The following is a 25,406-nucleotide window of genomic DNA, read 5'->3' as shown; positions in this document are numbered from 1 at the left end:
CGATCGCGTTTGAGCCAGTCGTCGAGTACATCAAATATGCCTCTTTCGGTCTGGGCGCGTCCGACTGCGATTGTCATTACGCAAATCTCCAAATGGATATAATTACAGCGGATCTTTCTCTCGTCATTAGTCTCCAACCGTTGCCTCTGCTTAGCAGAAAACAAGTTGGATTATGAACAGAGTTTACTTTTCTTTACCGTATTGACGATTATAGAGGTAATTCTTTACAAGAGCAAGTTTTTCTTAAAAAACTTCCGGATCTTGACTTGTCCGAAGCCCCCGAAGTCCCCGAAGCCCTTGCCCTGCATTGGGGAGCTTCTAATATATAGGAGAGTTTGCACTTTGCGTCAGAAGCCCGGTGGCTTGGTAGATATATCGGCCTCAACCTCTTATTTTTCTAAGAAACTGGGTTTCCGTGGGTAAGTCCTATATATATACTGAGGATAGAGCTCCAAACTTAGGTTTTTAAGACTATATGTTCAGCATTGACATCATTGTGAAAAATACGCCCGTCTCGCTGTCGGTGCAGCGGAAGTTGGAGGAGGACGCTGAGACTGTTTACCAGCAGGTACTGGCGGCGATTCGCAACTCCCAACCGCAAATTTTGGAACTCACCTGCGAGAAAAATCCTGAGAAAAAGGTGGCTGTACTCAGCAGCGAGATTTCTGGGGTGGTGGTTTCTCAGAAATCGGGGGCGTCATCTACAGGCAGATCCCCTGGCTTTGTCTCGATGACAGCAGAATGAGGGCTGGGGGTGTTGGTGCCGATATGAGCCAGTCAGCCGTTGCTGTGCGGGATTTGGGTTTTTGCTGGCCGTCGGGCGATCGAGTGTTGCAAGGTTGCTCTCTGGATGTACCCAAGGGCGAGTTTTGGATGCTTTTGGGCACTAACGGCAGTGGCAAATCTACGCTGCTGAGGCTGATGGCTGGGCTGCTGCACCCCCAGTCGGGGGAAATTGACCTGGGCGGGCGAGTGGGTTTTGTGTTCCAAAACCCCGACCACCAATTGGTTATGCCGACGGTGGGTGCGGATGTGGCTTTTGGCTTGGTGGAGGAAAAGCTTTCTAACGTTCAGGTGCGGGAGAGGGTGGCGGAGGCTTTGGAGGCTGTGAATTTGCTGGATTTGCAGCGGCGGCCGATTTATGCTTTGAGTGGGGGCCAGAAGCAGCGAATTGCTCTTGCTGGGGCGATCGCCCGTCACTGCGAAATTCTGCTGTTGGATGAACCGACGGCTTTGTTAGATCCTGATTCTCAGTTGGATTTGGTGGCGGCGGTGCAGCGGTTGGTGAAAAATCGCGGGATTACGGCTTTGTGGGTGACTCACCGTTTGGATGAGTTGAATTATTGTGATGGGGCTTTTTTGTTGGAAAAGGGCCAAGTTGTCGATCGCGGAGATCCGGCGCGTTTGAAGCAGCGGTTGATGCAAAGTCAAGATGTTTAGCTGTTAAGTAGCGGACGTAAAATAGCGGTAGAAGTCAAAGAGTCGCTAGGAGCAAAAAAATGACCGTTGAAGAAGCCATCATCGATAAGGTGCGGGTCTTGCCACCTGAAAAGCAACAAGAGGTGTTAGCGTTCATCGAGTTTTTGGATTCGGATGAGTGGGAGCATATCTATAAAGGGCGGTTTAAGGAACTCCAGCAAGAAGTGCAGATCGGAATTGCTGCGGCGGATCGAGGAGATGTCATCGATGCTGACGTGATGTTTCAAAGGTTGCGGGACAAACTACGACAGCAGCAAGCTCAGGTAGGTCAATGATCCATGTTTGCAAGTTCACAGTTCCCGCGAGTCCAGATATCGAAGCGATCATTGACTATGTGGCTGATAACAGCAGCTTTGATGCTGCGGAACGGTTGCTCAATAGAATTAACGATCGGTGCAAGAGGTTGGCAAGCTTTCCCAGTATGGGACAGAAGCGGGATGAACTGGCTCCCAAGGTGCGAAGTTTCCCGATCGATGATTACCTAATTTTCTATCGTGCTATTGAGGAAGGTATTGAAGTTTTGCGAGTCGTCAGCGGTTATCGGGATTTACGGGTTTTATTCTCACAATCTGATGAGGATTGACCGTGTAAGTGAGTAGCCATGAAGCATTGGAAGGTGAAGAGCTTCAAGATCAGGTAGCAGCGTGCCAGCTTGATACCAAATTAATCTCGCAATCCTCGATCGCGCAACCAAGCATCTGCCCAAAGTGTATCGGCTTCTGACAGCGGTGGTATGACTTCCCAGTTGCGATAATCTATCTTCAGGTCGTAACTTGCTATGTCGTAAATTTGAGTGAATAATTCCTGCAAATTGATGACAGGTTCAGTATCACCCGATCGCAGCGGCAGAGGAAAGGCAGGCAGCGGGTTCTGCACGTTAAAAGCGTACAAATCTGCTCTGGGACGGCGATTTCCCCGACACACGAGAACGCTATAGTGGCTTTCAATGTCATTGCCAATAACTGGCATTTTTTGACCGCGCCGCAATAAATCTATTTCAATTAAATGAGTGCGACTGGATAAAATTTCTTCTCGCTTTTCTTCGTACATTTGTCGTCCTTTTCCTGGGCGCTTATTGCTAGGCGAGAGGATTTCAATCAGGGTGATTAATTCTTGGTTTCCTCTTTCTCTAATTTCTAAATAGCCTTCCCGAACCTGGTAGGGCATGGGAATATTTACTGTCAAGGGTTGTGTGGGTGGCGCTGCAACGGCTACGTTTGATGTGATTAATTCGGTTGTAGTTCTGGGCTGAATTACGTTTACATCAGGAATGCCAATTGATAAATTGTCGTCAGCGGTTTCATAGATTCTCACTTCCAACGAGACTAAATACTTAGGACGCAGTTGGGGAGACAAAAATCTAAAAATTTCACTAATTAACAAGTGATGTAGGGCAGGCCAGAGTTCAGGATGCTCTAAATACGGGTCCATACCGGGAAAGGGAGATGGCATTGATGTGACTCCTTGACTCAAATCTATTTCTAGTTTAGTTGAATATTTGTGGAACAGGCATCTTGCCTGTTTCTTGGGCGGGCAATATGCCCACCCCACAACATATTTTAATGTTTGTGGAACCGGCATCTTATCTGTTGTTCGCACTGTTCAACGCTTAAACTTCGATCGACAATTGCATCGGAATTGACACGCTGTTTTCATCCAACACAGACACCGCATTTACGAACACAATTGTATGCGGGACTGCGGGCATTAAGTGGCGCAGTGCTTTGAGGTAAGATTCGGCATCGGGGCGGCGGGCGAAACGGGCGACTGTTAACCGCTGACAGTTGGGGAGGTGGCGAATTAGATGCCAAGGTTGAAGTCGATCGCGATAAGTCGATTGTTTTGGTATCATAGGAAAATCCTTCCCACTTTTGTGGGTGGTTGAAGAAAGGCGATCGCTCTAGATTTCTCAGGTCACGGGGCGATCGCTGTTAACTGTATAATCATTGAATTACGAGTAGTCGTAATTGTCAAGGGCGGAATGGGACGAATTAGACTGCGAGTTCGAGAACTCGCTCAAGAGAAGGGTTGGACTCTCAGGGAAGTCTCCAACAGAACGGGTATTCCATACACTACGATCGCCACCTATGCCAGTTCTCCAGGTATGGCAACTGTTGACTACACGGCTTTGGACAAGATGGCTCGTGCTTTTGAGATTGCGATCGAGGATTTAGTGGAAATTCTGGAACAGTAAACTGATTTATCAGCGGCAAGATGGGGCTAATTCGTTTGCGGGTTCGAGAACTAGCTGAGGAGAAGGGTTGGACGCTGAAAGAAGTCTCTGACAGAACGGGAATTCCCTACAGCACGGTTAAAAAATACGCCCAAGCTCCCAAAATGGCAACGGTAGACTATACGGCTTTGCAAAAACTTGCTGCTGTCTTCGATTTGATGATCGAAGATTTGGTTGAGGTTTTGGAACGGTAAACTGATTTGTCAGCGGGAAGATGGGTCTAATTCGATTGCGGGTTCGAGAACTAGCCGAAGAGAAGGGTTGGACATTAAAAGAAGTTTCTGAGCGATCGGGCATTCCTGACAGTACGGTTAGAAGCTATGCCCATTCTCCCAAGCTGGCAACTGTAGATTATACGGATTTGAACAAAATGGCTCGCGTGTTTGATATTGTGATCGAAGATTTAGTTGAGATTTTGGAACAGTAAAGAAAAAATAATGCTCGTGAAGACTCAAAGAGAGTTGATGGTCTAAGGACATAATAATGTTGTGTTTCTAGTATTTTACTCAAAAAAACCAGGACACAACATTGTTGTGTCCCTACTGTATTGTCAGCAATTGAGAAATTGTATTTTACTCAAAAAAGCCAGGAGACAACATTGTTTCGCTTCCCTACCTCATCTCATATCCAAACAAATTCGGATCGACTTCTCCCAAATTCAAATCTGCCAAACCATACTCAGCCCAACGCCTTTCGACCATCGCCGCCACATCCGGATCGGACTCCAAAACTTCCCCCCATTCGTGATCCGTTTCCGGTGGCATCTTCGTAGTAGCATCAATCCCCATTCTGCCTCCCAAACCAATCTTTTCACTGGCAAAATCTAACGTATCAAAGGGCGTATTCGGCAGAATAAATACATCCCGAACTGGATCGACTTTAGAACTAATTGCCCAAACTACTTGACGCGGGTCGCGAATGTTGATACTTTTATCGACAACAATCACAAACTTAGTGTAAGTAAACTGCGGTAATGCACTCCAAAATGCTAAAGCAGCCCTGCGCGCTTGACCGGGATATGCTTTATCGATCGAGATAATTGCCGCTTTATAACTCAGCGCTTCCATCGGTAAGAAGAAATCGACAATTTCCGATACTTGCTGCCGCAAAATAGGGGTATAAATACGGTTAAGCGCGATCGCCATCATTGCTTCTTCTTTCGGCGGCCGCCCGCTAAATGTGGTCAGATAAATCGGGTCTTTGCGGTGCGTCATGCAGTGGAACCGCACCAACGGCGAATCCTCCACGCCGCCGTAATAACCCATGTGATCGCCGAAGGGCCCGTCGGGCAGAACTTCACCGGGGGTAATCGTTCCTTCTAACACGATTTCCGAGTCCGCCGGTACTTCCAAATCTACGGTTTTGCACTTCGCCAATTGCACGCCGGAACCGCCGTAAAGTCCCGCAAATAACCATTCCGATAAATCTACAGGAATTGGCGTTGCTGCGGCGAGAATAATCAGCGGGTCAACTCCCAGGGCGATCGCAACTTCCAACTTTTTACCAGCCTGCGCCGCTTTCCGCAAGTGCCGCGCCCCGCCCCGCACCGATAACCAGTGTACAGTCATCGTGTTTTTTGACTGCAACTGCAACCGATAAACCCCCACATTCGGCGTGCCCGTTTCGCAATCTTTGGTAATTACCAAACCCAGGGTGATAATTTTGCCCGCATCTCCCGAATAAGGGCGAATCATCGGGATTTTGTTCAAATCCACCCCTTCTCCCTCAAATACCACTTGCTGACAAGCTGGGAAAAAGTCGCGGCCCGGTTTAGCTTTCACTACGTCAAACAGCACTTTGCCGAATTCTATCGCTTGGGAAATCTTTTTCGGCGGTTTTGGCTGTTGCAGCATTCCCAGTTTTTTGCCGAGCTCTTCTAGTTCGATCGGCTTTTCCATGTTCATCGCCCAGCAAACGCGCTCTTCCGTACCCAACAGGTTGATTGCGACGGGGAATTCGGCCCCTTTGACGTTTTCAAACAGCAGTCCAGGGCCGCCTTTTTGCAGCATTTGGTTGGAAATTTCGGCAATTTCGAGGTCGGAATCGACTAAAGCGCTAATCCGGCGCAGTTGTCCCCGTTCTTCGAGCAGTTTTAGGAATCCCCGCAAGTCTCTAGCCATTTTTTTTAAGAATTGTTAACGTTCTTTTGTTATTATGAGCCGATCGACTGCCACAATTTACTCCTGAACCGCTTAAAGAATATCTATTTAACGAACCGCGAAGACGCGAAGGGCGCGAAGGAAGAGAAAGAAGAAGATAGGTAATGCCTTGTTCGGTTCGGGAGTAGGCTGCATAATGGGTTACATGAAATGTCCAAGATGCGAATCAGACGAAGTTCGTAAAAACGGCCGTCCCAACGGGCACCAGCGGTATCTTTGCAAAGCTTGCCGCAAACATTTTTTTGAGCCGCCCGGCCCGCACTCTTTAAATGGCAAATGCACCGAAACACGGTTAAACGAAACTATCCCGCAAGGAATCGCCCCTGCAACCACCACAGAGTCCGGCGGGATTGCGATTTTGCTGTTAGATGCCGAAAATCTCAAACTTAAGGTTAATACAGAACAATTTTTAGCCGGTTTGTGCGACTATCCCCTGCAAGTTAAAATTGCTTTTGCTAACTGGAAAAACCCAAGTATCGGCAAGTTGGATGCTGAACTTTACGATCGCGGTTACGAACTAATTCACGTTCCGGGTGGTGCTAATAGTGCTGATGGTAAGATGATTGCTTTTGGCGCGGCTATTTTATATCGATATCGGGATGTCAGACAAGTTTTTGTCTGTTCTTCGGATGGTTTGTTAAATCATCTTTGCAATCAGTTGCAAAATCAGGGATTGACTGTGTTTCGGGTGCGTCGGCAAAATTCTGTTTTGTCTGTAGAAAACTGTCAGAATGGTGAGAGCAAGCACTATTCTTGCGAAAGGGAAGAGGAAATCCCTAGTTTTGAAGAATTGGCTAATCAAGTTGCAGAGTTGTTGAAGGCTGAACACAAATCTATTGATGAGCGAATCGCTCGTTTTTCTAGTGTGGCTGAGCTTTTTCAAGAGCGCCGTAATGTTGCGTTCAATTCTACAACTTCCCATGCAGCAACACTGTTGGAGTCAGCAGAGGACAAAATTTCTTCTGGGACTAAAGAGTGTGTCACTCCTCTTGTCGTGGATCTAGATATTGAATCCCAAAAAGTTCCCGAAACCAAGTCAGTAAATTCAATTGGGATTAATTCGCTGGATGCTTTAGAAAAGATACTTGTAGCAATGATTGCGAAAGCGATAGTTGAGTTAAAACAGAATGCTATTCCTGTAACAAAAATCAAGAAACAATTTTATACTAAATATCAGTGTCATGCCGATTTACTTGTGAAAAATTTTTTGCCTGATTCTAGTTTAATTAATTTTTTTAAATCGCGTCCGTCTGTTTTCAAAATGGAATTGCTCGGTAACGAACATCAAGTGGCGATCGCTCCAAAAGCAGCAGCAGCTTCAAAAACAGAGTCCTCAGCCGCCCTGGAAGCATCTATAGCAAATATTGTACTGGCATTAACTGCTAAATCTCCAGGCAATTACATTGGCATTAACCAGGTAGCCACCGAATTTCACAAGCAATACGGTCAACCAATTACTAAAAAGCTGCAATCGCTGCATTTGGGTAGCAATTTTTACGATTTTTTGCAGTCATGCCAAAAATTTAAAGTTCAGAAAAAGGGTAAGGATCATCAAGTGGCGATCGCACAGGCAGATCCCTGACTTATTTAAGAAATCCGGTTTCCGAGTTGTCGGTATGAAAATTTAATCTAAAGTTAACCAAAATTTAAAACAAGCTTATTCTTTTATTATTTAATCTAAAATTAACCAAAATTTAAAACAAGCTTATTCTTTTAGATCCTTTTCTTTGGATGTTTCAGTCTATCCTATGGAGGAGATTTGCAAAGTCGGCTATTAAGGGAGAGGAGGAATATGAATTTTTTCACAGGACGTTGGCGACGTAGTTTTATAGTGACACTAGCAGCAGCAGCATTTTCGCTGACTTTGATTAGTTCCGCTGTAGCAGCCGTCACACTAAACGGTACGGGAGCAACTTTCCCCAAACCTCTTTACGATCGCTACTTCTCTCAGATGAGAAGTGCAAATCAAATTACTGTAAACTACGAAGGAACTGGCAGCGGTGCTGGCATCAAAGCATTCATTGGAGGCAATGTTGATTTCGCAGGCAGCGACGCGCTGATGACGGCGGCGCAAATAGCCGAAGTAAAGCGCGGCGTCATGGCAATTCCCACTGCTGGCGGTGCTGTTGCAGTTGTTTACAACTTGCCCGGAGTGACCAATCTGAGGCTAAATAAGGATGCCATGAACGGCATCTTTGAAGGCAAGATTACTCGCTGGAATGATCCTAAAATAGCCGGAATTTCTGGACAAGCTAAAAACTTGCCAAATACTCCCATTCGAGTAGCTGTACGCGCAGATAGCAGCGGTACAACCTTTATTTTTGCTAATCACTTGCAGGCAACTGGTAGCAGCATCAAAGCTGCCGCTCAGCCGAGTTGGCCAGGAAGCCCTGTCAGGGGTCAAGGAAACCCCGGCGTAGCTGCTTTGGTGAAGAATACAGCGGGTGCGATCGGCTACGTTCAAGATACTTATGCTCGGCAAAACAATCTCCAAACAGCATTTATTCAAAATAAAGCTGGCCGGTTTGTAGATCCTAGCTTGGCTGAAGCAGAGAAAGCTTTAGCAGGGGAAACATTCCCCGCCGACTTCCGCTTAGTAGAAGGCAATCCTAACGACGGTTATCCGATTGTTGGTTTGACTTGGCTGTTAATCTACAAACAGTATCCTGCTGCGAAAGCAGAGGCTATTAAAAAGATGGTTAATTGGGTGATGACTACAGGTCAAGGTATCAACAAACAGTTAGAGTTTACTAGCATTCCTTCAGCTACAGCTCAAAAGGTGGTTCAAACAGTTAATCAGACTGTGGTTGCCAGAGGTTAATTCTGGCGATCGCGCGGGGTTAGGAGTTGACGAGTTAAATCGATAACTCAAAATTCATAAACTATCAGGTTAATGTGCGCTAAATTTACTGTGTAAGGTACGCAATGCGTACCTTACATACCAGGTGCGTAGCGCGCAGCCAGTGCATTAGAATTGCTCTTCTTTTAAGCAAATATTTCACTTTTTACGCACTAATTCCGGTATGACGAATATTTCAAAAAAACCGAAGAGATTGACTCGGAAACAGACAGAAATAAACACAGAAGTAGATTTGACAGATACTGCTGGTGAAGGTCTATGGATGGAGTCAGGATTTACACTATTTGTATGGGGTTTTGCCCTAGTGACAGCGGGTACGCTGTTCTGGATGAGTGCGGTAATTTTTAAAGATGCTTGGCCTGCTATTAGCCAATTTGGACTCTCATTCTTGTGGAATCGCAAGTGGGATATCGGCGAGTTGCAGTTTGGGGCTTTGCCGTTTATTTACGGTACTGTAATTAGTTCTGCGATCGGCATAATCATCGCACTTCCTTTAGGGCTGTCAGTAGCTATAGTTACTAGCGAGAACTTCTTACCCCTTTGGGTGCGATCGCCCTTGGGATTCATGGTTGAATTAATCTCGGCTATTCCCAGCGTAATAGTTGGCCTTTGGGGAATCTTTGTTTTGATTCCCTTTTTGTTGCCATTGCAGCAGTCATTGTTTGATAATTTCAGTTGGTTTCCCTTGTTCAGCAGCGAACCTTTAGGCCCCGGAATGCTGCCCGCTGGGATACTTTTATCGATTATGATTCTGCCCACAGTAGCCGCCATCAGCCGCGATGTCTTGCTGTCAGTTCCAGTAGATTTGCGAAGTGCTTCGATGTCTCTCGGTGCCACTCGCTGGGAAACAATATTTAAGCTGTTATTACCAGCAGCTAGTTCAGGAATTATCGGCGCTACAATCTTGGCATTGGGACGCGCTTTAGGCGAAACAATGGCCGTCACAATGGTGATTGGCAACTCGATTCAAATTAACCCATCCGTGCTCGCTCCCAGCTACTCAATTCCTGCTGTTTTGGCGAGTCAATTTAGAGAAGCTCTCGAACCGCTGCACATCGGCGCTTTGATGTATTTAGCCTTAATTTTATTTGTGATTACTTTGTTTGTAAATGCGATCGCAGTATTGTTAGTTCAGCTAATTGGGGCCAAGGGAGCTAAAAATTAGCATCATCGCAAGCAATTTGGTCACAAGCCGCGCCGCCGGATTTATCCGCTGGTTCAATCTAAAATCTAAAATCGCATGACTCAAGCACAAAATTCAAACAGTATTCTGGATGCAGAAATCAACAACCCCCTGTCCCTAAGCCGAACTATTTTCAGCCGGGGAATGACAGTTATCGCTTTCGCTCTGACAGCTCTAGCTTTGCTCCCTTTGTTTGCTATTTTATACAATATTCTGGGGGAAGGACTCACACATTTGAGCTGGGAAGTGCTAGTGTCTCTACCAGCACCCGTAGGAGTTGAAGACCAGCCTAACGGCTTTGCCAATGCGATTATCGGCACTGCTTTAATGGTAGGAATTGCTACAGTAATAAGCGTCCCCATAGGCGTAATGACGGGAATTTTTGTGTCTGAGTTTGGTAGAGAAAACAAAGCTATCGCCAATAGCATTCGCTTTATCACCGTCATTCTCAGCAGCGTTCCCTCGATCGTAGTTGGCGTCTTTTCCTACGCCCTAATCGTCGTTACCACCAAAGCATTTTCATCCTTAGCAGGCGGTTTTGCCCTCGGTATCATCATGCTTCCAGTTGTTGCTCTGACAACAGAACAAGCATTAAAATTAGTGCCTACTTCTTACCGCCTCGCTTCTGCTGGTTTGGGAGGCGGACGCTTTCAAACTATGTTTCGCATTATCATACCCTCAGCACTTCCAACTATTACCACAGGTATTTTACTCGCTGCTTCCCGGGCCGCCGGGGAAACTGCACCGCTGATTGTAACGGCGTTGTCGAGTCAATTTTGGCCTCCTTTAGTTGATAAGTTGGGCGAGATAATGCAGTCTCCTATAGGTGTAGAAACTATCTCAAAACTCAAAGAAATTCCCGAAACACTCCTGACTCCGACTCCTTCTATGTCGGTATTAATATATAGCTACGCCAGCTCTCCTTACAAGGAGCAGAACGAATTGGCGTGGACTGCTGCCTCTGTGCTTTTGGGCATGGTTTTGATTGCTAGCGTCGCATCCCGTATAGTAACTCGGAAACGCGTGCAAAACCGATAAATCAATAGCTAAAGTGCATCTCTAAGTCAAATATTAACAATATAACCAGACCAATAATGAAACCTAAAGCTAACTTAAAATCCGACGACTATACACATCAATTCCTAGACGATGTAACCCCGGAAATTGACCCCAATGCAATGCCAGCACTGCGGGTTCAGGACTTAAGTTTTTATTACGGAACTCACAAAGTCTTAGAAAATTTATCGATGAATATCCCTCACCCGCAAATTACGGCTATTATTGGCCCTTCAGGTTGCGGCAAATCTACCTTTCTCAAAGCTCTCAACCGGATTGGTGAATTGGAGGGAAAGGTTCAAATTAAAGGAAGAGTAGAGTTTTTTGGACAGGATATTTACAGCCCGAAAGTAAACATTAATAGTTTGCGCCGCCAAATTGGGATGGTGTTTCAAAGACCAAATCCTTTTCCGCTGAGCATCTACGATAATATTGCTTACGGGGTGAGGATTTTTGGTCGCAAAAGCAAAGCAGAATTAGATGAAATTGTGGAATCTGCACTCAAAAGTGCGGCGCTTTGGAATGAAGTCAAAGACGATTTGAAGAAATCGGCTCAGGGGATTTCGGGGGGACAGCAGCAGCGACTTTGTATTGCTCGCGCTTTGGCTGTGAAGCCGAAAATTTTGCTGATGGATGAACCTTGTTCGGCTCTTGATCCGATTTCCACGATGAAGATTGAGGAGTTATTTCAGACTCTGCGGCAGCAGTTAACTGTTGTGATTGTGACGCACAATATGCAGCAGGCTGCTCGCGTTTCTGATTACACGGCATTTTTTAATACTGATGAAAGTCGCATCGGCCGCATGGTTGAATTTGGGCCGACAAGTAAGATTTTTACTTCTGCGGGCAATTCGAGTACGAGAGATTACATTCAAGGCCGTTTCGGTTAATACTTACCAAAAAATTGGGTCTAAAGCCCCCTCCTTCTAGGACGACTTTTTATTCTTGGTCGTGATAATATTGTAATGTGGCTAGGGTATTCAACCACATTAAAAACCCAGTCGCTGGAAGGCAACGCACCTTGAAAACTGAAGTTATGGGCTTGGGCGCAGAAAAGCTTGCGCGGGTAAAAACTTCGAGCAACAAGTACGCCTAGAAACCAGTATTTTGGGTTTTGAATTGTACCGTGGGGCACACGGGAACAAGACTCTGCAATGAGTCGAAAGCTTGAGGACAGAACCATCTTGCGGTAAGTACAGGAAGCTGTACTTATTAAGTGGACTGAATGATACAAGAATCTCTGCCCTTCTAGGGCGGAGAGTTGTCAAATCTTGAACCTCTTTCAGAACAGGCAAGATGCCTGTTCCACAACAGACAAATATTTTTGTGCAGGCATCTTGCCTGCTATAGTTATGTCTTCAGAACAGGCAAGATGCCTGTTCCACAACAGACAAATATTTTTGTGCAGGCATCTTGCCTGCTATATTTATGTCTTCAACACTGCTGAAGCGAGAGTTGGGTATTTTCGGCGCTACTCTGATGGGCCTGGGCTCGATTGTGGGCACTGGGGTATTTGTGAGTATCGGCATTGCTGCGGAAGTTGCTGGGCCGGGAGTGATTTTGGCTGTAGGTATTGCAGCTTTTGTTGCTGTTTGCAATGGCCTTAACAGCGCTCAATTAGCGGCAAATCATCCTGTTAGCGGCGGTACTTATGAATATGGCTACAAATATCTCAATCCTTGGCTGGGTTTCACTGCAGGCTGGATGTTTTTGTTGGCGAAAACGGCTTCTGCGGCTACTGCTGCTTTAGGTTTTGCGGGGTATTTTTTAAATGCAGTTGGTGTAGCCGATCGCACTTACTTGATCCTAACAGCTTTAGTCGCCCTCGCCACCCTCACTTTAATTGTATTGACGGGAATTAGGCGATCGAATATTGCCAATACAGCCATAGTCTCAGTTACACTTCTATCCTTAGCGGTGTTTGTTGCTGTCGGTTTGCCAGAGGTAAGGTGGGAAATGGCCACCGTACAGAATAATAGCTCGATCGGCTCCATCTTCCAGGCCACCGCCCTGATGTTTGTCGCTTATAGCGGTTACGCCCGCATCACCACAATGAGCGAGGAAGTGCGAGAACCGAGGGAAACCATTCCCAAAGCCATAATTTTCACTTTGGTGCTGACAATGCTGCTTTACGTCGGGGTAGCAGTAGTTGTCGCGGGCGCGGGGGGAGCCGATAAATTGTCTTTACAAACAGGGGGCACGACTGCACCCTTGGAAGTCATCGCCCGGAGTTTCCGAATTCCCGGAGTTTCTCAACTGCTAGCCATCGGCGCAATTACCGCTATGTTGGGAGTCTTGCTGAACTTAATTTTAGGGCTGTCGCGCATCTGGCTGGCGATGGGGCGACGCTTGGATATGCCGAGAGTCTTGGCGCGGCTGAATCCTTCGGGGACAACTCCCTACGTGGCTGTGGTGGTTGTGGAAGTTACGATCGCACTTTTAATCCTCGTCGGCGATGTCAAAACCACTTGGTCATTTAGCGCTTTTAGCGTTTTGATTTACTACGCTATCACCAACCTCGCCGCGCTGCAACTTTCCCCCGCCGAAAGACTTTATCCGCAGTGGTTGGCTTGGGTGGGTTTGGGGAATTGTCTGTTTCTGGCTTTTTGGGTGGAGAGGCAAATTTGGCTGACAGGATTGGCATTAATTGCCGCCGGTTTAATTTGGCGGGCGATCGTCCGACTCCCGGCGAAAAACTAGAATTGTGATAAATTGAAACAGCATTCCGCATTGTAGAGGGCCATGCCCGATCGAACTCCCTTGCTGGCGACTCAAGAATCTCTGGCATTCAGCGCCATCAGTCGCTATATCGCTCAAACGCTAATTACCATTCAGGAAAAGCATCCCGAATGGATAACTGAAAAATATAGGAAAACCCCCTGGGCCAAACCTGATTTTCAGTCAGTTTTGATTGGAAAATTGACAAAAAGTTTCAGCGTAGCCAGCGATACAGATTCCCTGCTGCTGACTGCAAAAAAATACCTACAAATTCTGCTGATTCCAGAATTCGTTAATTCACCTCAATTCAGCAAATTATGTGCCCAAATTCAGCAGCTAGCCCAATCTCAAACAGCACCAGCTAAATCAGAAAACTTAGTTTCGTCAGAACCTCCAACTCCAACAGCCAATCAACCAGCCCCGCGTCCTGTCGGCATTGCTATCTTGCTGTTAGATGTCGAAAACTTGCAACTCACCATCGAAACCGAAAAATTCCTAGAGGGAATTTGCCACTATCCCATCCAAATCAAAGTTGCCTTTGCCAACTGGCGCAGCATGGGCAAGAAAGATGCCGAATTTCACCAGCGCGGCTATCAACTAATTCACGTCCCCCCCGGCAAAGACAGCGCCGACTTAAAAATGGCTACAGTCGGCGCATCGATTTTCGTACATTATCCCACAGCCAAAGAGATTTTTGTCTGTTCGTCCGATCGCGCCCTCACTCACCTCAGCAATACACTGCAAGCCCACGGACTAACCGTATTTCAAGTCCGCAAACAAATAGATAAAATCATAGTTTTAAACAGCAAAACCGGACAAGTGGAAACCCATTCCCTCGTAACCACACCGGAAATTACACCCCTAGAACAATTAGTTATTCAGCTAAAAGAATTAATCAAAAAAGAGCAAAAACGCACCTCAACTCAGTGGATCAAACTTTCTACAATTTCAGCTTTATTTAAAGAGAATTACGGTTTAGTCCTCAATCAAGTTGTTGCCCATCATTTGCTCGGCACTAAAACCAGGGATATCTTTCTCAAATATCCCACCGATTTTGCCCTCCACAAGCCCTCAGAAACTTCTCAAACTTATGTCACTCTTTTTGAGGTGAGATTATCGCCCCCACCGCCAATACTTAACCAAGAAAATCTGAATAATCACCAGGCAGCACCTGCGACTTTGACAGATATTAATTCTCTGGAAGACTTGGAAAGAGCTCTGGTCAAAATCGTTGGCGACTTAACAGACAACTCTCCTGAAAATTCTGTATTTCTCTCCAATGTAGGCAGCGAATTTCACCGACAATACGGCAAACAAATTACCCAAATAATTAAAGATTTTAATCTCGGTAGGAAATTTACTAAATTTTTGCAATCCTGCGCTTCTCTCCAGCTAAAAAAAGCCGAAAAAGGCTGGCAAGTTTCCCTCAATTAATTAAAATTTCAAATATATAAGCATCCCCATTACTAGCAACTTGAGTTATCATAGTTGGTAAAAGTATAGTCATTTATTGCATGACATGGGAGGCGTTGAATCCCTCCCCTTTCACTTTCACTTCGAGCGGATTGACCCGCCTTGGCTGAACTACGCAGCTCCCTATCCCATTGCTAAACGCATTTGGGATTGCTTTTCTCAAAATATTGTAAGATCCGTTAACATCCGCATTGATTAATTGACCGACCGATGTTTTGTACAATCCTCTCTTAATTCGCTTGCCACTAAATGCGACATCATTAGCGCCAGTCTTCCCATAAACAGGGATTGGATCTAAAGCTAGAAAGTTCGATTTAGAAGTATAGGATTCTTCTTGGATAATCACCTTTATCCCAACCAATTCAGCTTTGTATTCCAACATTTCTATTAATCGGGCATGAGGCACACTTACGAAGTTCTGATTGGTTTGCTTTCCTAAGCTAATATCGCTCTTCCATTGTAGGTTTTTTCCAATTATTAGCTTCCCAATCTTTCGTGCGACGAGAAGATTAATTATAAGCCTGCTGGAGGAGTGCAAGTAATTATCTACTTTTTGATTGCGACAACGAGTTAGGCGTTGAATACGGGATGATTTCTTGCTACTTCCTTTCAATTGAGATTGTAGTTTTGCCTTACGCTTGTTGTAGAACTGATTGAGCGATTTCAATGGTCGCCCGTTAATCAGGAGAGGGGTAAAACCAGACTGATTTGAAGTTAACGCCACTAAATTATTTAGTCCCAAATCCATACTAGCTACTGCTTCTTTTTGAATCAGTTCGACGGTGGACTCCGGTTCATTATAAATTACCTCAATTACATAGGAATCACATTTGGGAACCAGCCTAACTTGGCAAATTTTATCTTATTTTATTTGGGTTTTTATTGAGATTTGTGTACCCGAAAGCTTGATAATTCCTTTGTTCAACTGCTTGCTACTAATCGCCTGAATCGTATAGACAAGAATATTTCGACCCTCGACTTTATCTTTGTACTTCGGTAGTTTCGGGCGACCAGTAAATTTAGAGGAATCAACTTTGTAAGCTTTGACAGCTTCAAAAAACGATTTCCAGTTCTTGTCCAATATCATCAAGATTTGTTGACTTACCTTGGCTGGCAAAACCTTGTAGGCTTGATGAGACTTCATTAAAGGGTTCATCTCGTTGTAATTAATGTAACCCCATCCATAGACAAAACTCTGACGGATGACGTAGTTAGCGGCATTGTAGAGATTCTTGGATTTAAAAGCTAATTCATCAATCTGGGCGAAACGGTGTTCCGTAGATTTAATGATGTGCCTCTCTGCTAGTTGCATCCAGACTCTCCATTTTTTAACTAGCGCAACAATTTTGGATTGGACTTTCTTGACTATCGGATACTACCATTGTTTATTGATGCTTACAATCTTAATGAAGTTTTATGATACAATCGGGACGTAAAGAAATGTAAAGGGATATGCACGACAAAGTTGTGGTTGTGGTGGGTGCGAGTGGCGGCATCGGTTCAGCGGTGGCCCGCAAACTCGCTGATGCGGGTGCGAGGCTAGTGCTCGCCGCCAGAGACAGCATTAAGTTAGACGCTTTAGCTAGCGAACTTTCGGCAACAGAGGTACTGTGCGTGCCCACGGATATCACCGATTTGCCCCAAGTCGAAACGCTGATGCACAAAGCTGTGGAACATTTCGGACAAATTGATGCCCTCGTAAACGCCGCCGGTGCCGGAATTCTCAAGCAGTGGAACAAGTTAGAACCCGCTGATTTAGATGCAATGCTAGACTTGAACTTAAAAGGCAGTTTTTACACCTCTCAAGCCGCCGCCAATGTGATGAAAGAACGCAAAGCCGGCCACATTTGCAATGTCATCGGAATTTTGGGCAAGCATTCGATGGCGATGGGAACGGCTTATTGCGCTTCAAAGTTTGGGGTAGTTGGTTTCAGCAAGTGCATGGCAGATGAGCTGCGACGCTACGGCATTAAGTTTACGCTATTCTATTTTGGCGGCGTGGATTCTCCGTTTTGGGATAATGTGAGTTTGAAGGTAGACAGGTCAAAAATGCTGAGTACCGAAACTGCCGCTAATGCGATTATGTTTGCTCTTTCGGCTGACCCGCAAGCTGTGCCGATGGAGATTAATATTCAGCCGGAAAGTCATTTGTTCTTTTAGCGATTGAGGAGTGATTAGAAGGCAGAAGGCAGCGGAAGCTGAAGGCAAGAAAAATTATGATATTTTTAGGTTTGAGAACTTGTACAGCACTTAATTATGTAGGTGCACGGGCTGGCGCACCTTACCCCTATAAGTAGTGTGTCAAGCCATTTTTTTGCCTTAGTCCTATTGGCCAAGGCCTAGCGACCAAATCCAAGTTATCGCAGACACCGGGTTTCTTTTAATTGCCGACCTATTTCTGCCTTCAGGAAGAGTTAGGGTATTCAATCTTTAGGTTATTATTATGTGGTTACGCAATAAAAAGTATGAAAAATATCCATTACTCAGTCCCTCCCTTGCGATTTCGCCTTGAAAATCAGCAGATTTTCTATTTTTCAGTTTCCATTTTCAATTATTGATTATGGAGTTCCATCGCATTCAATTTTACGTTGAAAACGCTAAAATATCCCGCGACTGGTTTGTGAGCCAGTTAGGCTTTCAATCAATAGCAGGTTATGCCAATAGCCACACTCACACTGAAGTTGTCAGCAGTGGCAATGTATGTTTTGTTTTATCTTCGCCCCTGACACCCGCTAGTCCCGCTGCTAGTTGGTTCAAGTTTCATCCTCCAGGGATTGCCGATGTGGGTTTTCGGGTAAAAAATATTGAATTAGCGGTAGCTAGAGCGGCTGCTGAAGGCGCTAAAATCCTGGAACCGATTCAAGAAGACCTAAACGCAGGAGGCTATTTTAAGCGGGCAAAAATCGCGGGCTGGGGAGATTTAAGCCACACGCTCGTGGAGCGAATTGGTAGCCATTCACTGCTATCGGCTTCGGATAAGCTGCCGTTGTTTACCCGGATAGACCACGTAGTGTTAAATGTTGAATCTGGGGACTTGTCAAGTGCTGTGAGTTGGTATCAAAAAATATTAGGTTTTCAAGCGCAGCAAAATTTTGACATTCAGACTGAGAAATCGGCTTTGCGGAGCCAAGTTATGGTGCACGCTGAAGGTGGGGTGCAATTCCCAATTAATGAACCGGCATCAGCTAATTCTCAAATTCAAGAGTTTTTGAGTGCAAATCGGGGGCCGGGAATTCAGCACATGGCTTTGCAAACTAATAATATTGTGGGTGTTGTTGCCGATTTGCGATCGTGCGGTTTGCCTTTTCTGCCAGTTCCTCCAACATACTACTCCGAATTGCAGCAGCGGCAAAACTATTTGCCCGCAGATTGGCCAGCAATTGCAGCTTGTCAAGTTTTGGCAGATTGGCAAGAAGATACTCCCGCAGCGATGCTGCTGCAAATCTTTACCCAGCCAATTTTTTCAGAACCGACTTTCTTTTTCGAGATTATTGAGCGCCGAGTTAGTTTAGTTAACGGCAAACAGGTGCAAGCTGGAGGTTTTGGTGCGGGTAATTTTAGAGCTTTGTTTGAGGCAATTGAACGCGAACAAATGAAGAGGGGAAGTTTAATAGATGATTGACAAAAACTCCTCTTTTTAGGTCATAAAGGCGTGTTAATTAGCACTGCGATATCTTTCCAACCATAGGCAATTTCTTTGAGTGCAACTCCTGCTCTAGTTGTTTGCTGTTCGTCTACTTTTTCACCTCCTAATAATTCATAAAACCTATAGGCTGAATTGTCTCCTAGTACCCAAACTAGCATCGAGTTCAAACTTAATTCTGCCAATTTTGTGGCAACTGTTCTGACGAGTTGCCGTCCAATTCCTTGACGCTGATATTCATCCAAAATATAGATGGCAAATAATTCTCCTTTATATACAGATTTGCCGGTGCGCTCGCAACCACCCGCAGCAAAACCTACAATTTCTCCCGATTCATTCTCAGCAACGCAGACAAAAACCCCAGTATTTTTGACGTTTGTCAGGGTTTCTTGCCAACGGCTTTCTGCTTTTTCATAGGACAGTTGCGCGAGGTAATCTGCTGGTACAATTTTTCGGTAAGCTGTCCGCCAAGTATCTAGATTCACCCGTGCGATTGCAGGTGCGTCAGCGATTTTAGCTTCTCTCACAATCATCAGAACATACTCCTTTTTGGCCCTGAAATTCTATTTTCAAGTCTAGGGCAACTATACGATCGCGCCCTTCTAGTTTAGCTCGATACAGCGCTCGATCGGCCTGTCCAATTAACTGCTCAATCGATAAACCAGCAGCAGGCACAGCATTAGCGATCCCCATACTGAGAGTTATAAACTTACTTACCTTGGAAGCAGCATGAAAAATTGCTGCAGCTTTCAAATCGCTGCGAATTGCTTCAGCTACCCGCATTGCTCCTTGCACATCAGTCCGCGACAAAATTACCGCAAATTCTTCGCCGCCGTAGCGGGCGGCTAAATCTCCTACCCGCTGAGCGTTGCTAGCTAAAATCTGGGCTACTTGTTTTAAACATTCGTCGCCTCCTGGATGCCCGTAATGATCGTTGTAAAGTTTGAAAAAATCGATATCGCACAAAATTAAAGATAGCGACTCTTTTTCTCGCTCCATCAACTGCCATTCTAATTCCAATTTTTTGTCAAAACAGCGACGGTTGGGAATTTGAGTCAATCCATCCACCGAAGCGAGCCGCTGCAATTCCATGTTAGCTGCTTGTAATTCTAATTTTGCTTGTTCTAAAGCTAAATTTTGCAGAGCTAATTCTTCGCTTTGCCGTTTTTCTTGTTCGTACAAAAATCGGATTGAAGCTTCAGCTTCGTGCAATTCTTGCTCCGCATATTTGCGCTTGACAAATTCTCCTAATTGAGAACTTACCACAGCTATGATCTGAAGTAAATCTTGATCCGGTGGCAGTTCTTCCCGGCAAAAAAAAGTCATTACTCCTACAACTTGGCTCCTAGCGTGAATGGGGAAACCGAATCCCGATCGCAGTCCCGCTTCCTGGGCCAAGCGCGATCGCACGAAAGTGGGATCGCCCACAAGATCAGTAATCCACTGCGTAGAACCGCTTCGGGAAACCGCTCCCGGCAAACCCTCACCCGCAGCCAAAGTAATCTGCTGATCGTTTTCGGCAAACTCCCTAACTTCCTCCGCTGCCTGCCAAACGGCCACCCGCCGCCAACAAGGAGTTTCCTTGATCGGACAACAAAGTGGCAGGCACCAAAGCGGATCTGTTTCAGATTGTATTTCCTCACCCAATCTAGTTTCTTTCTCCGCCTCTGCAGGCGTCCAAAGTTCGCCAAAATCCCACCCAAAACTTTGGCAAATAGCTTGCAAAATTTTCGGAGTTGCGCTATCTAGAGAACTCGATTCTGACAGGATATGAGTCACAGCATACTGTGCTTCTTGACACTTTTTTATGCGTTGTTGCTTGGTAATGTCTTTGCCGATATAAACAAAATCTTGTATAACCTCGCTATCTGTATCCGGGCTTCCTGTGATTGTCTCGAAAGTAGAACATGAAAATGCGACAATCAGATTTAAACCTATTTTCGTTTTGCAAGCTACTTTTACTTGAGGCCAATATTGGCTTTTAAGTGCAGGAGGTAGCTGGCTGACTTTGCGTAATAATTCCTCCTCTGCCGTAATCATGGATAGGGATTGACCGATTAATTCCGATTCGGTATATCCAAATAATTGCTGTGCAGCTTGATTCACTTTTTTGATTTGGCCCGATGCTCCTGTTACGAACAAAACATCCCCTAAGGAATTAATAATTTTGTCAATATAATCGCCAGCCGCAGCTAAGTTATCGACTTTCATACTGTTTTCGTTTACAGCCTGAACCATGATTTTCTGAGCTGCAATGCTATCTGTCACATCTTCGCATAAAATAATCAATCTGTCAGCGTTGGCTTGTCCCTTATAACCAAATATGTACAAATTTAGATACAAATAAGATCCGTCTTTGAGAACTCGGTTAATTGATTTTAACTGAAAATCTTGTTCTCGTTCTTCAATAATATCTTCAAGGATTCCTTCAATTCCAATCAGTTCAGGAAAACTCTCGCGCACGTCTTTTCCTTCGGCTACTTCTTCATGAATGTAGGCAAAATCTTGCACTTTCAAAGATATTTCTTTAATCTTAAGTTCCCGATCGACTGCGAGGTATTCCATCCTGCGTAAGGATAAAAGCTTATAAAGAAGAATATTAATACTTCTGGGGCTGCTCTCTACAGTTAATGTTGGAAGCGTCTCGTTATTGTAGAGCATCTCTCTCAAAGGTTAGCCGGTAAAGTTAGTTGTTGTTTGGCTGCGACGATTTATCATGGGAATTTTTATACTGGCAGATGTCATCACCTGTTACCGCTGGCTAATTTATGCAAACAGTACACTTTGGATTCTCCAAGCAGTTTTTTGCTTATTTTAAAAATGGTGCCAAATAGTAATTTAACCAACTTCTTTTGAGAAAGCGCAGTCAAAATCAGCCTCGATTGAGGTTGAGATTTATGAACAATATGTAGCGGTTTACACTATTTGTCCGGCACATTTTAATTTTAAATTCCCCGATATGGCTGACAACTGCTCAAGTTGAGGAACAGCACAGTTTAATTGAAATGTTTGCTTTAATTAGCACCATTCCTATAGACCTTACCTCCCCTGGGTATTTGTGTCAATTTTTGTAAAGAAAGTGTTACCTTTAAATGATATAGTATCGAAGAATTTGTATAAAAACTTAAAAACACTCTGCTAAATGCTGAGACTTATTACCGACTTTGACGGCCCGATCATGGACGTGTCCGATCGCTACTACCGAGTTTACCAGTATTGTCTCGCCGATACTCAACGTGAGGGGCAACCAGTGCGGGAACTCCCCAAGGCAGAGTTTTGGGACATGAAGCGCGCGCGGGTTCCCGAAACCGAAATCGCCATCCTCTCAGGATTAGACGCAGCCCAATCCCGCGATTTTGCCCAGAAACGCCGTCAAACCGTCCACACCCTACCCTACATGATTTACGATCAACCAGTTCCCACCGCTCTGGAGACTCTCGAAAAGGTGCAGCGCGCTGGAGTAGACTTAGCGGTGATGACCATGCGCCGCGTTAGGGAACTAGATGAAGCCTTCAACCGCTGCAATTTAGGGCAATTTTTCCCTGAAAACCGCTGCTATTGCCTCCCCAACGATTACGTCAAAACCGGGGATGTCAAAGATAAGCCCCTGTTAATGGCAAAAGCTCTCGCCGAACTGCCGCCGGCTTCTGACGTTTGGATGGTTGGGGATACGGAGGCAGATATTATAGCAGCAAAAACGCACGGTGTCAAGGTAATTGGTGTTTTGTGCGGAATTCGCGATCGAACCCAACTAGAAATGCACCAACCAGATTTAATTGCTAACAATTTGAGCGAAGCAGTTGAGATTATTTTAGATAGTCAGTTGTCAGTTGTCAGTTGACTGTTGACTGTTGACTGTTGGCAGTTGTTAATTATTGTTATTGGTTGGTTCGTAAGTTTTAGGTGTTAGTAATTAGTTGATTGTTACCAATTACTAATTACCAATTAACAATTACCAATAACTAATGACAGTTGATAGTTGACTAATGATTGATGACTGTTGACAACTGACAACTGCCAACTGTCAACGGTCAACTGACTATCGCAGAAAACTGCTGACCAGCCACAGAATTAAAAACGTAAACAAAGCGATAAATTTCTCTGTTGTTATAAATGCCGGACTGACCAAAGAACCCAAAAATCCTCCCAGCAACAAGCCTATAACCAAGCCAGCCACAGTCAGCAGCACGGCGCGACCAAATTTTTGTTCCTTGCGATTAACAAAATAAAGACAAGAGCCGACCCCAAGAGCCAGAGTTAACTGTAGTAAACCATCATTAGCTGCCGGATAAATACTCAGTCCGCCTAAACCCACATACACCCCAGCCGGCCACAAAATGTCCGATCGACTAGGAGTATCGATCATCCGCTGCAACCAAGCTGGGCTGCCACTAGGAGGAGACGGAGTAAAGCTTGGGGGTGGGGGAGTCAGCCGTTCGGGAAAGCGAATGCGTTCGGGTACTTTAATTTTCCCTTCCTGTCGCTGCCGCAGGCGATCCATGAGGATCGCGTCGTAAGCTGCTTCGATCAATTCCAAACGTTTCTTGTCACCGCTGTACTGCTCGCCTAGGCGCGTGCGGGCCTCTTGCACTTCATCAAAGGAAGCATCTTCATCGACTTCAAGCAGTTGATAGGGAGTTGGCTCACTCATGGTAATAACCCGCTGAAGACTCTCGTTATAGAGCAATCTTAACAAGAGAGGAAAGCGGGGCGGGATCTCTGCCGCTTTCCCAAAAGTTTTGCTGCTAGTTTTTGGTGCTTTAAAACAGGAACCAGCAAACCTTACGAAAATAGAAACTAGAAGGCATTTGGCATTCGTAAATAAAAAATAATGAATCCAAAGATTTTTATTTTTATCTTGGCAGTCTAAAATTTTACCTTCTGCCAAATGCCCTCAGAAGGGACTTGTCCCGCAGGCACTCACAATTCCCGACCACTGGACTTTTTTAAGTCGATCGCGGCGGTAAGAAAAAAAGTGAGCCGAGTCAGAATAAGTACAGAAAGGAGCGATCGCCACTTGAGAACTATCGATCCCCAACTGCTGCAATTGCAAAGCATTGCAGAGGCGAACATCCAAGCGTACCTTTCCCGGTTCTGGATCGGCCAAGACAGGCGTTTCCGGCAGTTGGTGCAAAAACTCTAGAATGCCGTCGGCTGTCGCACTAACGGCACTCTTAGGAGCAATGGTGGCTCCCAGTTCCGCTGCTACTTCCACAGATACCTGGTAAACCTCTCCAGCGATCGCCGGCCCCATAGCAATCTTCAGATTTTCTAGTTGACTGCCTTGTGCCACAAGTTGAGCGATCGCCTCTGGTAATATCTTAGCAGCAGTCCCGCGCCAACCCGCGTGAACTGCCGCAACGAGTCCCGTGCGATCGTCAGCAATCAGCACCGGCACACAGTCGGCCGAGCAAACCCACAGCGCCTCCAATTCTCGCGCGGCCACCAAGCCATCAGCCTCAGCATAGCTTGGGGCAGCGGTTTCCGGGCCCGCAGCCACAACCGGCGACAACTCACTCGTTTTGAGTACCGCATTGCCGTGTACCTGTTGGAGTCGGTAAACCTTAGCTCCAGGTTCGAGAACTTCCGTCAGATCGATCGGCCCCTGGGGCGAGAAATCGCGAGTAAAAAAGCCGTGAGACCAGCGAGAAAGCAAGCTACAAGTCAGATAGGGCAAGCCTTCAGAACTCTGCCAGTCCCAACTGATACCGTCAGGCCCTCCGCCACACTCAGAGTCAGGAAAATTTGTCAAGCGATCGCCAGCTACAGTCATGAAACCTATCCTTACCCAAGCGAATCATTTAGCTTGTATTCTAAACAATCAAAAATTTTGTCCGCGAATTTTAAAAGCAGGGTCAGCTTTCAGGAAAAAATCGCGATGAGTAGGCGGTTTTAGAACAACTAACATCTTGCAGCCTTCTCGCTTAACAGGTTTTCCGGCCTGTTCCAGAAAGAGTAGATTTTCTTGTGGGGAGTAGGGGTTGGGCAGGAGAGTCCGCCCGGAAAAGATTATTGAGAATGGTGCAATATTTCAGGACGATCGACAGCGCAGAAATTTTGCAGAATCTGACAAATATAGGCAACTAATTAACATAGACGAACGCCAAAGCGCTATCATCAGTGTGGCCCTAAGACACTTTTACGCAAGTGCCATCAGGATCAAAAAAACCGGATATCGATCGCAAGTCAGTAACGAGCGGGTTAAAACCTCTGAGCTTGTAAGAGAAATCAAGCAAGCTATGCTGACCAGTCTAAGCCTTAACTGGCTACGTTATTTAGGTCACGACACCCTGGGATGCGAAGCCAGTCCCCTGCTCTGTCGCTGGTAGTTAAACAGTCTTAAAGTCACTGAGACAGTGCTGCCAGCCTAACAAGCCTTTATAACATTGACGAGGCTAACTTTACCCCAGAAATGGGAGATTGGGGCAACCATACCCCAATAAATCGGAGAGGTTACATTAAATTCCCTCTCCGACCCCGAAAGGGGATTCAAGGCGATTGAAATCGCCGCGCCGTTTTCCTCTCAGGACTAAAGTCTCTGAGCTTCTCACTTACCGAGAATTTTTTGTGAATGCGTAAGGCATTTGAGCTTGTTCTATGTG

At 45.5% G+C, this 25,406-nt stretch carries 25 protein-coding genes and 2 pseudogenes; 19 read left to right on the top strand and 8 right to left on the bottom strand.

Annotated elements, in window-relative coordinates; genetic code table 11:
• Positions 1-475: 475 nt before the first annotated feature.
• From QUA36_RS17775 to QUA36_RS17760, 4 genes are read left to right on the top strand one after another with little or no spacing between them, the layout of a single operon-like run.
• Positions 476-745, top strand: a complete 270-nt coding sequence (locus QUA36_RS17775) for a hypothetical protein (RefSeq protein WP_190663726.1) — start codon at positions 476-478, stop codon at positions 743-745.
• A gap of 23 nt (positions 746-768) precedes the next feature.
• Positions 769-1,440, top strand: coding sequence for an energy-coupling factor ABC transporter ATP-binding protein (locus QUA36_RS17770; protein ID WP_281363590.1), 672 nt, complete (start codon positions 769-771; stop codon positions 1,438-1,440).
• Positions 1,441-1,499: 59 nt separating this feature from the next.
• Positions 1,500-1,754, top strand: a complete 255-nt coding sequence (locus QUA36_RS17765; protein WP_333160981.1) for a hypothetical protein — start codon at positions 1,500-1,502, stop codon at positions 1,752-1,754.
• Positions 1,751-2,062: a type II toxin-antitoxin system RelE/ParE family toxin gene (locus QUA36_RS17760; RefSeq protein WP_333160983.1), complete on the top strand. Its 312-nt coding sequence runs from the start codon at positions 1,751-1,753 to the stop codon at positions 2,060-2,062. The genes QUA36_RS17765 and QUA36_RS17760 overlap by 4 nt, the downstream gene beginning before the upstream one ends.
• A gap of 80 nt (positions 2,063-2,142) precedes the next feature.
• On the opposite strand, the gene QUA36_RS17755 is transcribed toward QUA36_RS17760, so the two are convergent.
• On the bottom strand, positions 2,143-2,931 hold the full coding sequence (locus QUA36_RS17755; RefSeq protein WP_333311504.1) for a DUF4058 family protein: 789 nt from the start codon (positions 2,929-2,931) through the stop codon (positions 2,143-2,145).
• A 157-nt stretch (positions 2,932-3,088) separates the two neighbouring features.
• Positions 3,089-3,331: a hypothetical protein gene (locus QUA36_RS17750; RefSeq protein WP_333458572.1), complete on the bottom strand. Its 243-nt coding sequence runs from the start codon at positions 3,329-3,331 to the stop codon at positions 3,089-3,091.
• 129 nt (positions 3,332-3,460) lie between these two features.
• Here QUA36_RS17750 and QUA36_RS17745 point away from each other — a divergent pair, with 129 nt between their 5' ends.
• From QUA36_RS17745 to QUA36_RS17735, 3 genes are read left to right on the top strand one after another with little or no spacing between them, the layout of a single operon-like run.
• A complete protein-coding gene (locus QUA36_RS17745; RefSeq protein WP_333174585.1) occupies positions 3,461-3,673 on the top strand; it encodes a helix-turn-helix transcriptional regulator in 213 nt (70 codons plus the stop codon).
• Between the two features lie 20 nt (positions 3,674-3,693).
• Positions 3,694-3,906 carry a helix-turn-helix transcriptional regulator gene (locus QUA36_RS17740; RefSeq protein ID WP_333213320.1) on the top strand — a complete coding sequence of 71 codons (213 nt, stop codon included), beginning with the start codon at positions 3,694-3,696 and terminating at the stop codon, positions 3,904-3,906.
• Positions 3,907-3,926: 20 nt separating this feature from the next.
• The gene (locus tag QUA36_RS17735; RefSeq protein WP_333213319.1) at positions 3,927-4,139 is read left to right on the top strand and encodes a helix-turn-helix transcriptional regulator; all 213 of its coding nucleotides are present in this window, start codon (positions 3,927-3,929) and stop codon (positions 4,137-4,139) included.
• 184 nt (positions 4,140-4,323) lie between these two features.
• Here the strand turns inward: QUA36_RS17735 and QUA36_RS17730 are convergent, their stop codons facing one another.
• Positions 4,324-5,832 (bottom strand): UbiD family decarboxylase, encoded by a 1,509-nt coding sequence (locus tag QUA36_RS17730; protein ID WP_333458571.1) that lies wholly within the window; start codon positions 5,830-5,832, stop codon positions 4,324-4,326.
• A gap of 190 nt (positions 5,833-6,022) precedes the next feature.
• Here QUA36_RS17730 and QUA36_RS17725 point away from each other — a divergent pair.
• From QUA36_RS17725 to QUA36_RS17690, 8 genes and pseudogenes are all read left to right on the top strand, one after another.
• A pseudogene (locus tag QUA36_RS17725) lies at positions 6,023-6,127 on the top strand (IS1/IS1595 family N-terminal zinc-binding domain-containing protein); the annotation flags it as partial.
• Positions 6,128-6,229: 102 nt separating this feature from the next.
• On the top strand, positions 6,230-7,453 hold the full coding sequence (locus QUA36_RS17720; RefSeq protein ID WP_333458573.1) for an NYN domain-containing protein: 1,224 nt from the start codon (positions 6,230-6,232) through the stop codon (positions 7,451-7,453).
• A 210-nt stretch (positions 7,454-7,663) separates the two neighbouring features.
• On the top strand, positions 7,664-8,692 hold the full coding sequence (pstS, locus tag QUA36_RS17715) for a phosphate ABC transporter substrate-binding protein PstS (RefSeq protein ID WP_333160995.1): 1,029 nt from the start codon (positions 7,664-7,666) through the stop codon (positions 8,690-8,692).
• A 202-nt stretch (positions 8,693-8,894) separates the two neighbouring features.
• Positions 8,895-9,896 carry a phosphate ABC transporter permease subunit PstC gene (gene pstC, locus QUA36_RS17710; protein WP_333455111.1) on the top strand — a complete coding sequence of 334 codons (1,002 nt, stop codon included), beginning with the start codon at positions 8,895-8,897 and terminating at the stop codon, positions 9,894-9,896.
• A gap of 75 nt (positions 9,897-9,971) precedes the next feature.
• Positions 9,972-10,952, top strand: a complete 981-nt coding sequence (gene pstA, locus QUA36_RS17705) for a phosphate ABC transporter permease PstA (RefSeq protein WP_333458570.1) — start codon at positions 9,972-9,974, stop codon at positions 10,950-10,952.
• A gap of 56 nt (positions 10,953-11,008) precedes the next feature.
• A complete protein-coding gene (pstB, locus tag QUA36_RS17700) occupies positions 11,009-11,860 on the top strand; it encodes a phosphate ABC transporter ATP-binding protein PstB (protein ID WP_333458569.1) in 852 nt (283 codons plus the stop codon).
• Positions 11,861-12,398: 538 nt separating this feature from the next.
• Complete coding sequence (locus tag QUA36_RS17695) at positions 12,399-13,670, top strand: APC family permease (RefSeq protein ID WP_333458568.1); 1,272 nt, start codon at positions 12,399-12,401, stop codon at positions 13,668-13,670.
• A 42-nt stretch (positions 13,671-13,712) separates the two neighbouring features.
• Entirely contained in the window at positions 13,713-15,122 is a 1,410-nt protein-coding gene (locus tag QUA36_RS17690) for an NYN domain-containing protein (RefSeq protein WP_333456697.1), read from the top strand.
• A 73-nt stretch (positions 15,123-15,195) separates the two neighbouring features.
• Here the strand turns inward: QUA36_RS17690 and QUA36_RS17685 are convergent.
• A pseudogene (locus QUA36_RS17685) lies at positions 15,196-16,473 on the bottom strand (RNA-guided endonuclease InsQ/TnpB family protein).
• A 140-nt stretch (positions 16,474-16,613) separates the two neighbouring features.
• On the opposite strand from QUA36_RS17685, the gene QUA36_RS17680 reads away from it, so the two are divergent.
• Both QUA36_RS17680 and hppD read left to right on the top strand, forming a co-directional pair.
• On the top strand, positions 16,614-17,321 hold the full coding sequence (locus QUA36_RS17680) for an SDR family oxidoreductase (protein WP_333161009.1): 708 nt from the start codon (positions 16,614-16,616) through the stop codon (positions 17,319-17,321).
• A 400-nt stretch (positions 17,322-17,721) separates the two neighbouring features.
• Positions 17,722-18,783, top strand: coding sequence for a 4-hydroxyphenylpyruvate dioxygenase (hppD, locus tag QUA36_RS17675; RefSeq protein ID WP_333161011.1), 1,062 nt, complete (start codon positions 17,722-17,724; stop codon positions 18,781-18,783).
• A 20-nt stretch (positions 18,784-18,803) separates the two neighbouring features.
• Here hppD and QUA36_RS17670 read toward each other — a convergent pair whose 3' ends face one another.
• A complete protein-coding gene (locus tag QUA36_RS17670; RefSeq protein ID WP_333458567.1) occupies positions 18,804-19,337 on the bottom strand; it encodes a GNAT family N-acetyltransferase in 534 nt (177 codons plus the stop codon).
• Positions 19,318-21,369: a diguanylate cyclase domain-containing protein gene (locus tag QUA36_RS17665; protein ID WP_333458566.1), complete on the bottom strand. Its 2,052-nt coding sequence runs from the start codon at positions 21,367-21,369 to the stop codon at positions 19,318-19,320. The genes QUA36_RS17670 and QUA36_RS17665 overlap by 20 nt, the downstream gene beginning before the upstream one ends.
• 577 nt (positions 21,370-21,946) lie before the next feature.
• On the opposite strand from QUA36_RS17665, the gene QUA36_RS17660 reads away from it, so the two are divergent.
• Positions 21,947-22,645, top strand: a complete 699-nt coding sequence (locus QUA36_RS17660) for an HAD family hydrolase (RefSeq protein ID WP_333458565.1) — start codon at positions 21,947-21,949, stop codon at positions 22,643-22,645.
• Between the two features lie 198 nt (positions 22,646-22,843).
• Here QUA36_RS17660 and QUA36_RS17655 read toward each other — a convergent pair whose 3' ends face one another.
• Both QUA36_RS17655 and pgeF read right to left on the bottom strand, forming a co-directional pair.
• A complete protein-coding gene (locus QUA36_RS17655) occupies positions 22,844-23,455 on the bottom strand; it encodes a CPP1-like family protein (RefSeq protein WP_333458564.1) in 612 nt (203 codons plus the stop codon).
• A 243-nt stretch (positions 23,456-23,698) separates the two neighbouring features.
• Positions 23,699-24,577, bottom strand: coding sequence for a peptidoglycan editing factor PgeF (pgeF, locus tag QUA36_RS17650; RefSeq protein WP_333458563.1), 879 nt, complete (start codon positions 24,575-24,577; stop codon positions 23,699-23,701).
• A 208-nt stretch (positions 24,578-24,785) separates the two neighbouring features.
• On the opposite strand from pgeF, the gene QUA36_RS17645 reads away from it, so the two are divergent.
• Entirely contained in the window at positions 24,786-25,133 is a 348-nt protein-coding gene (locus QUA36_RS17645) for a hypothetical protein (protein ID WP_333458562.1), read from the top strand.
• Positions 25,134-25,406: the final 273 nt, after the last annotated feature.

The organism is Microcoleus sp. Pol10D4, assembly GCF_036701555.1.
Taxonomy (GTDB): Bacteria; Cyanobacteriota; Cyanobacteriia; order Cyanobacteriales; family Microcoleaceae; genus Microcoleus.
Note: the sequence above shows the minus strand (reverse complement) of the source record. Positions and strands in the feature narration are given on the sequence as shown.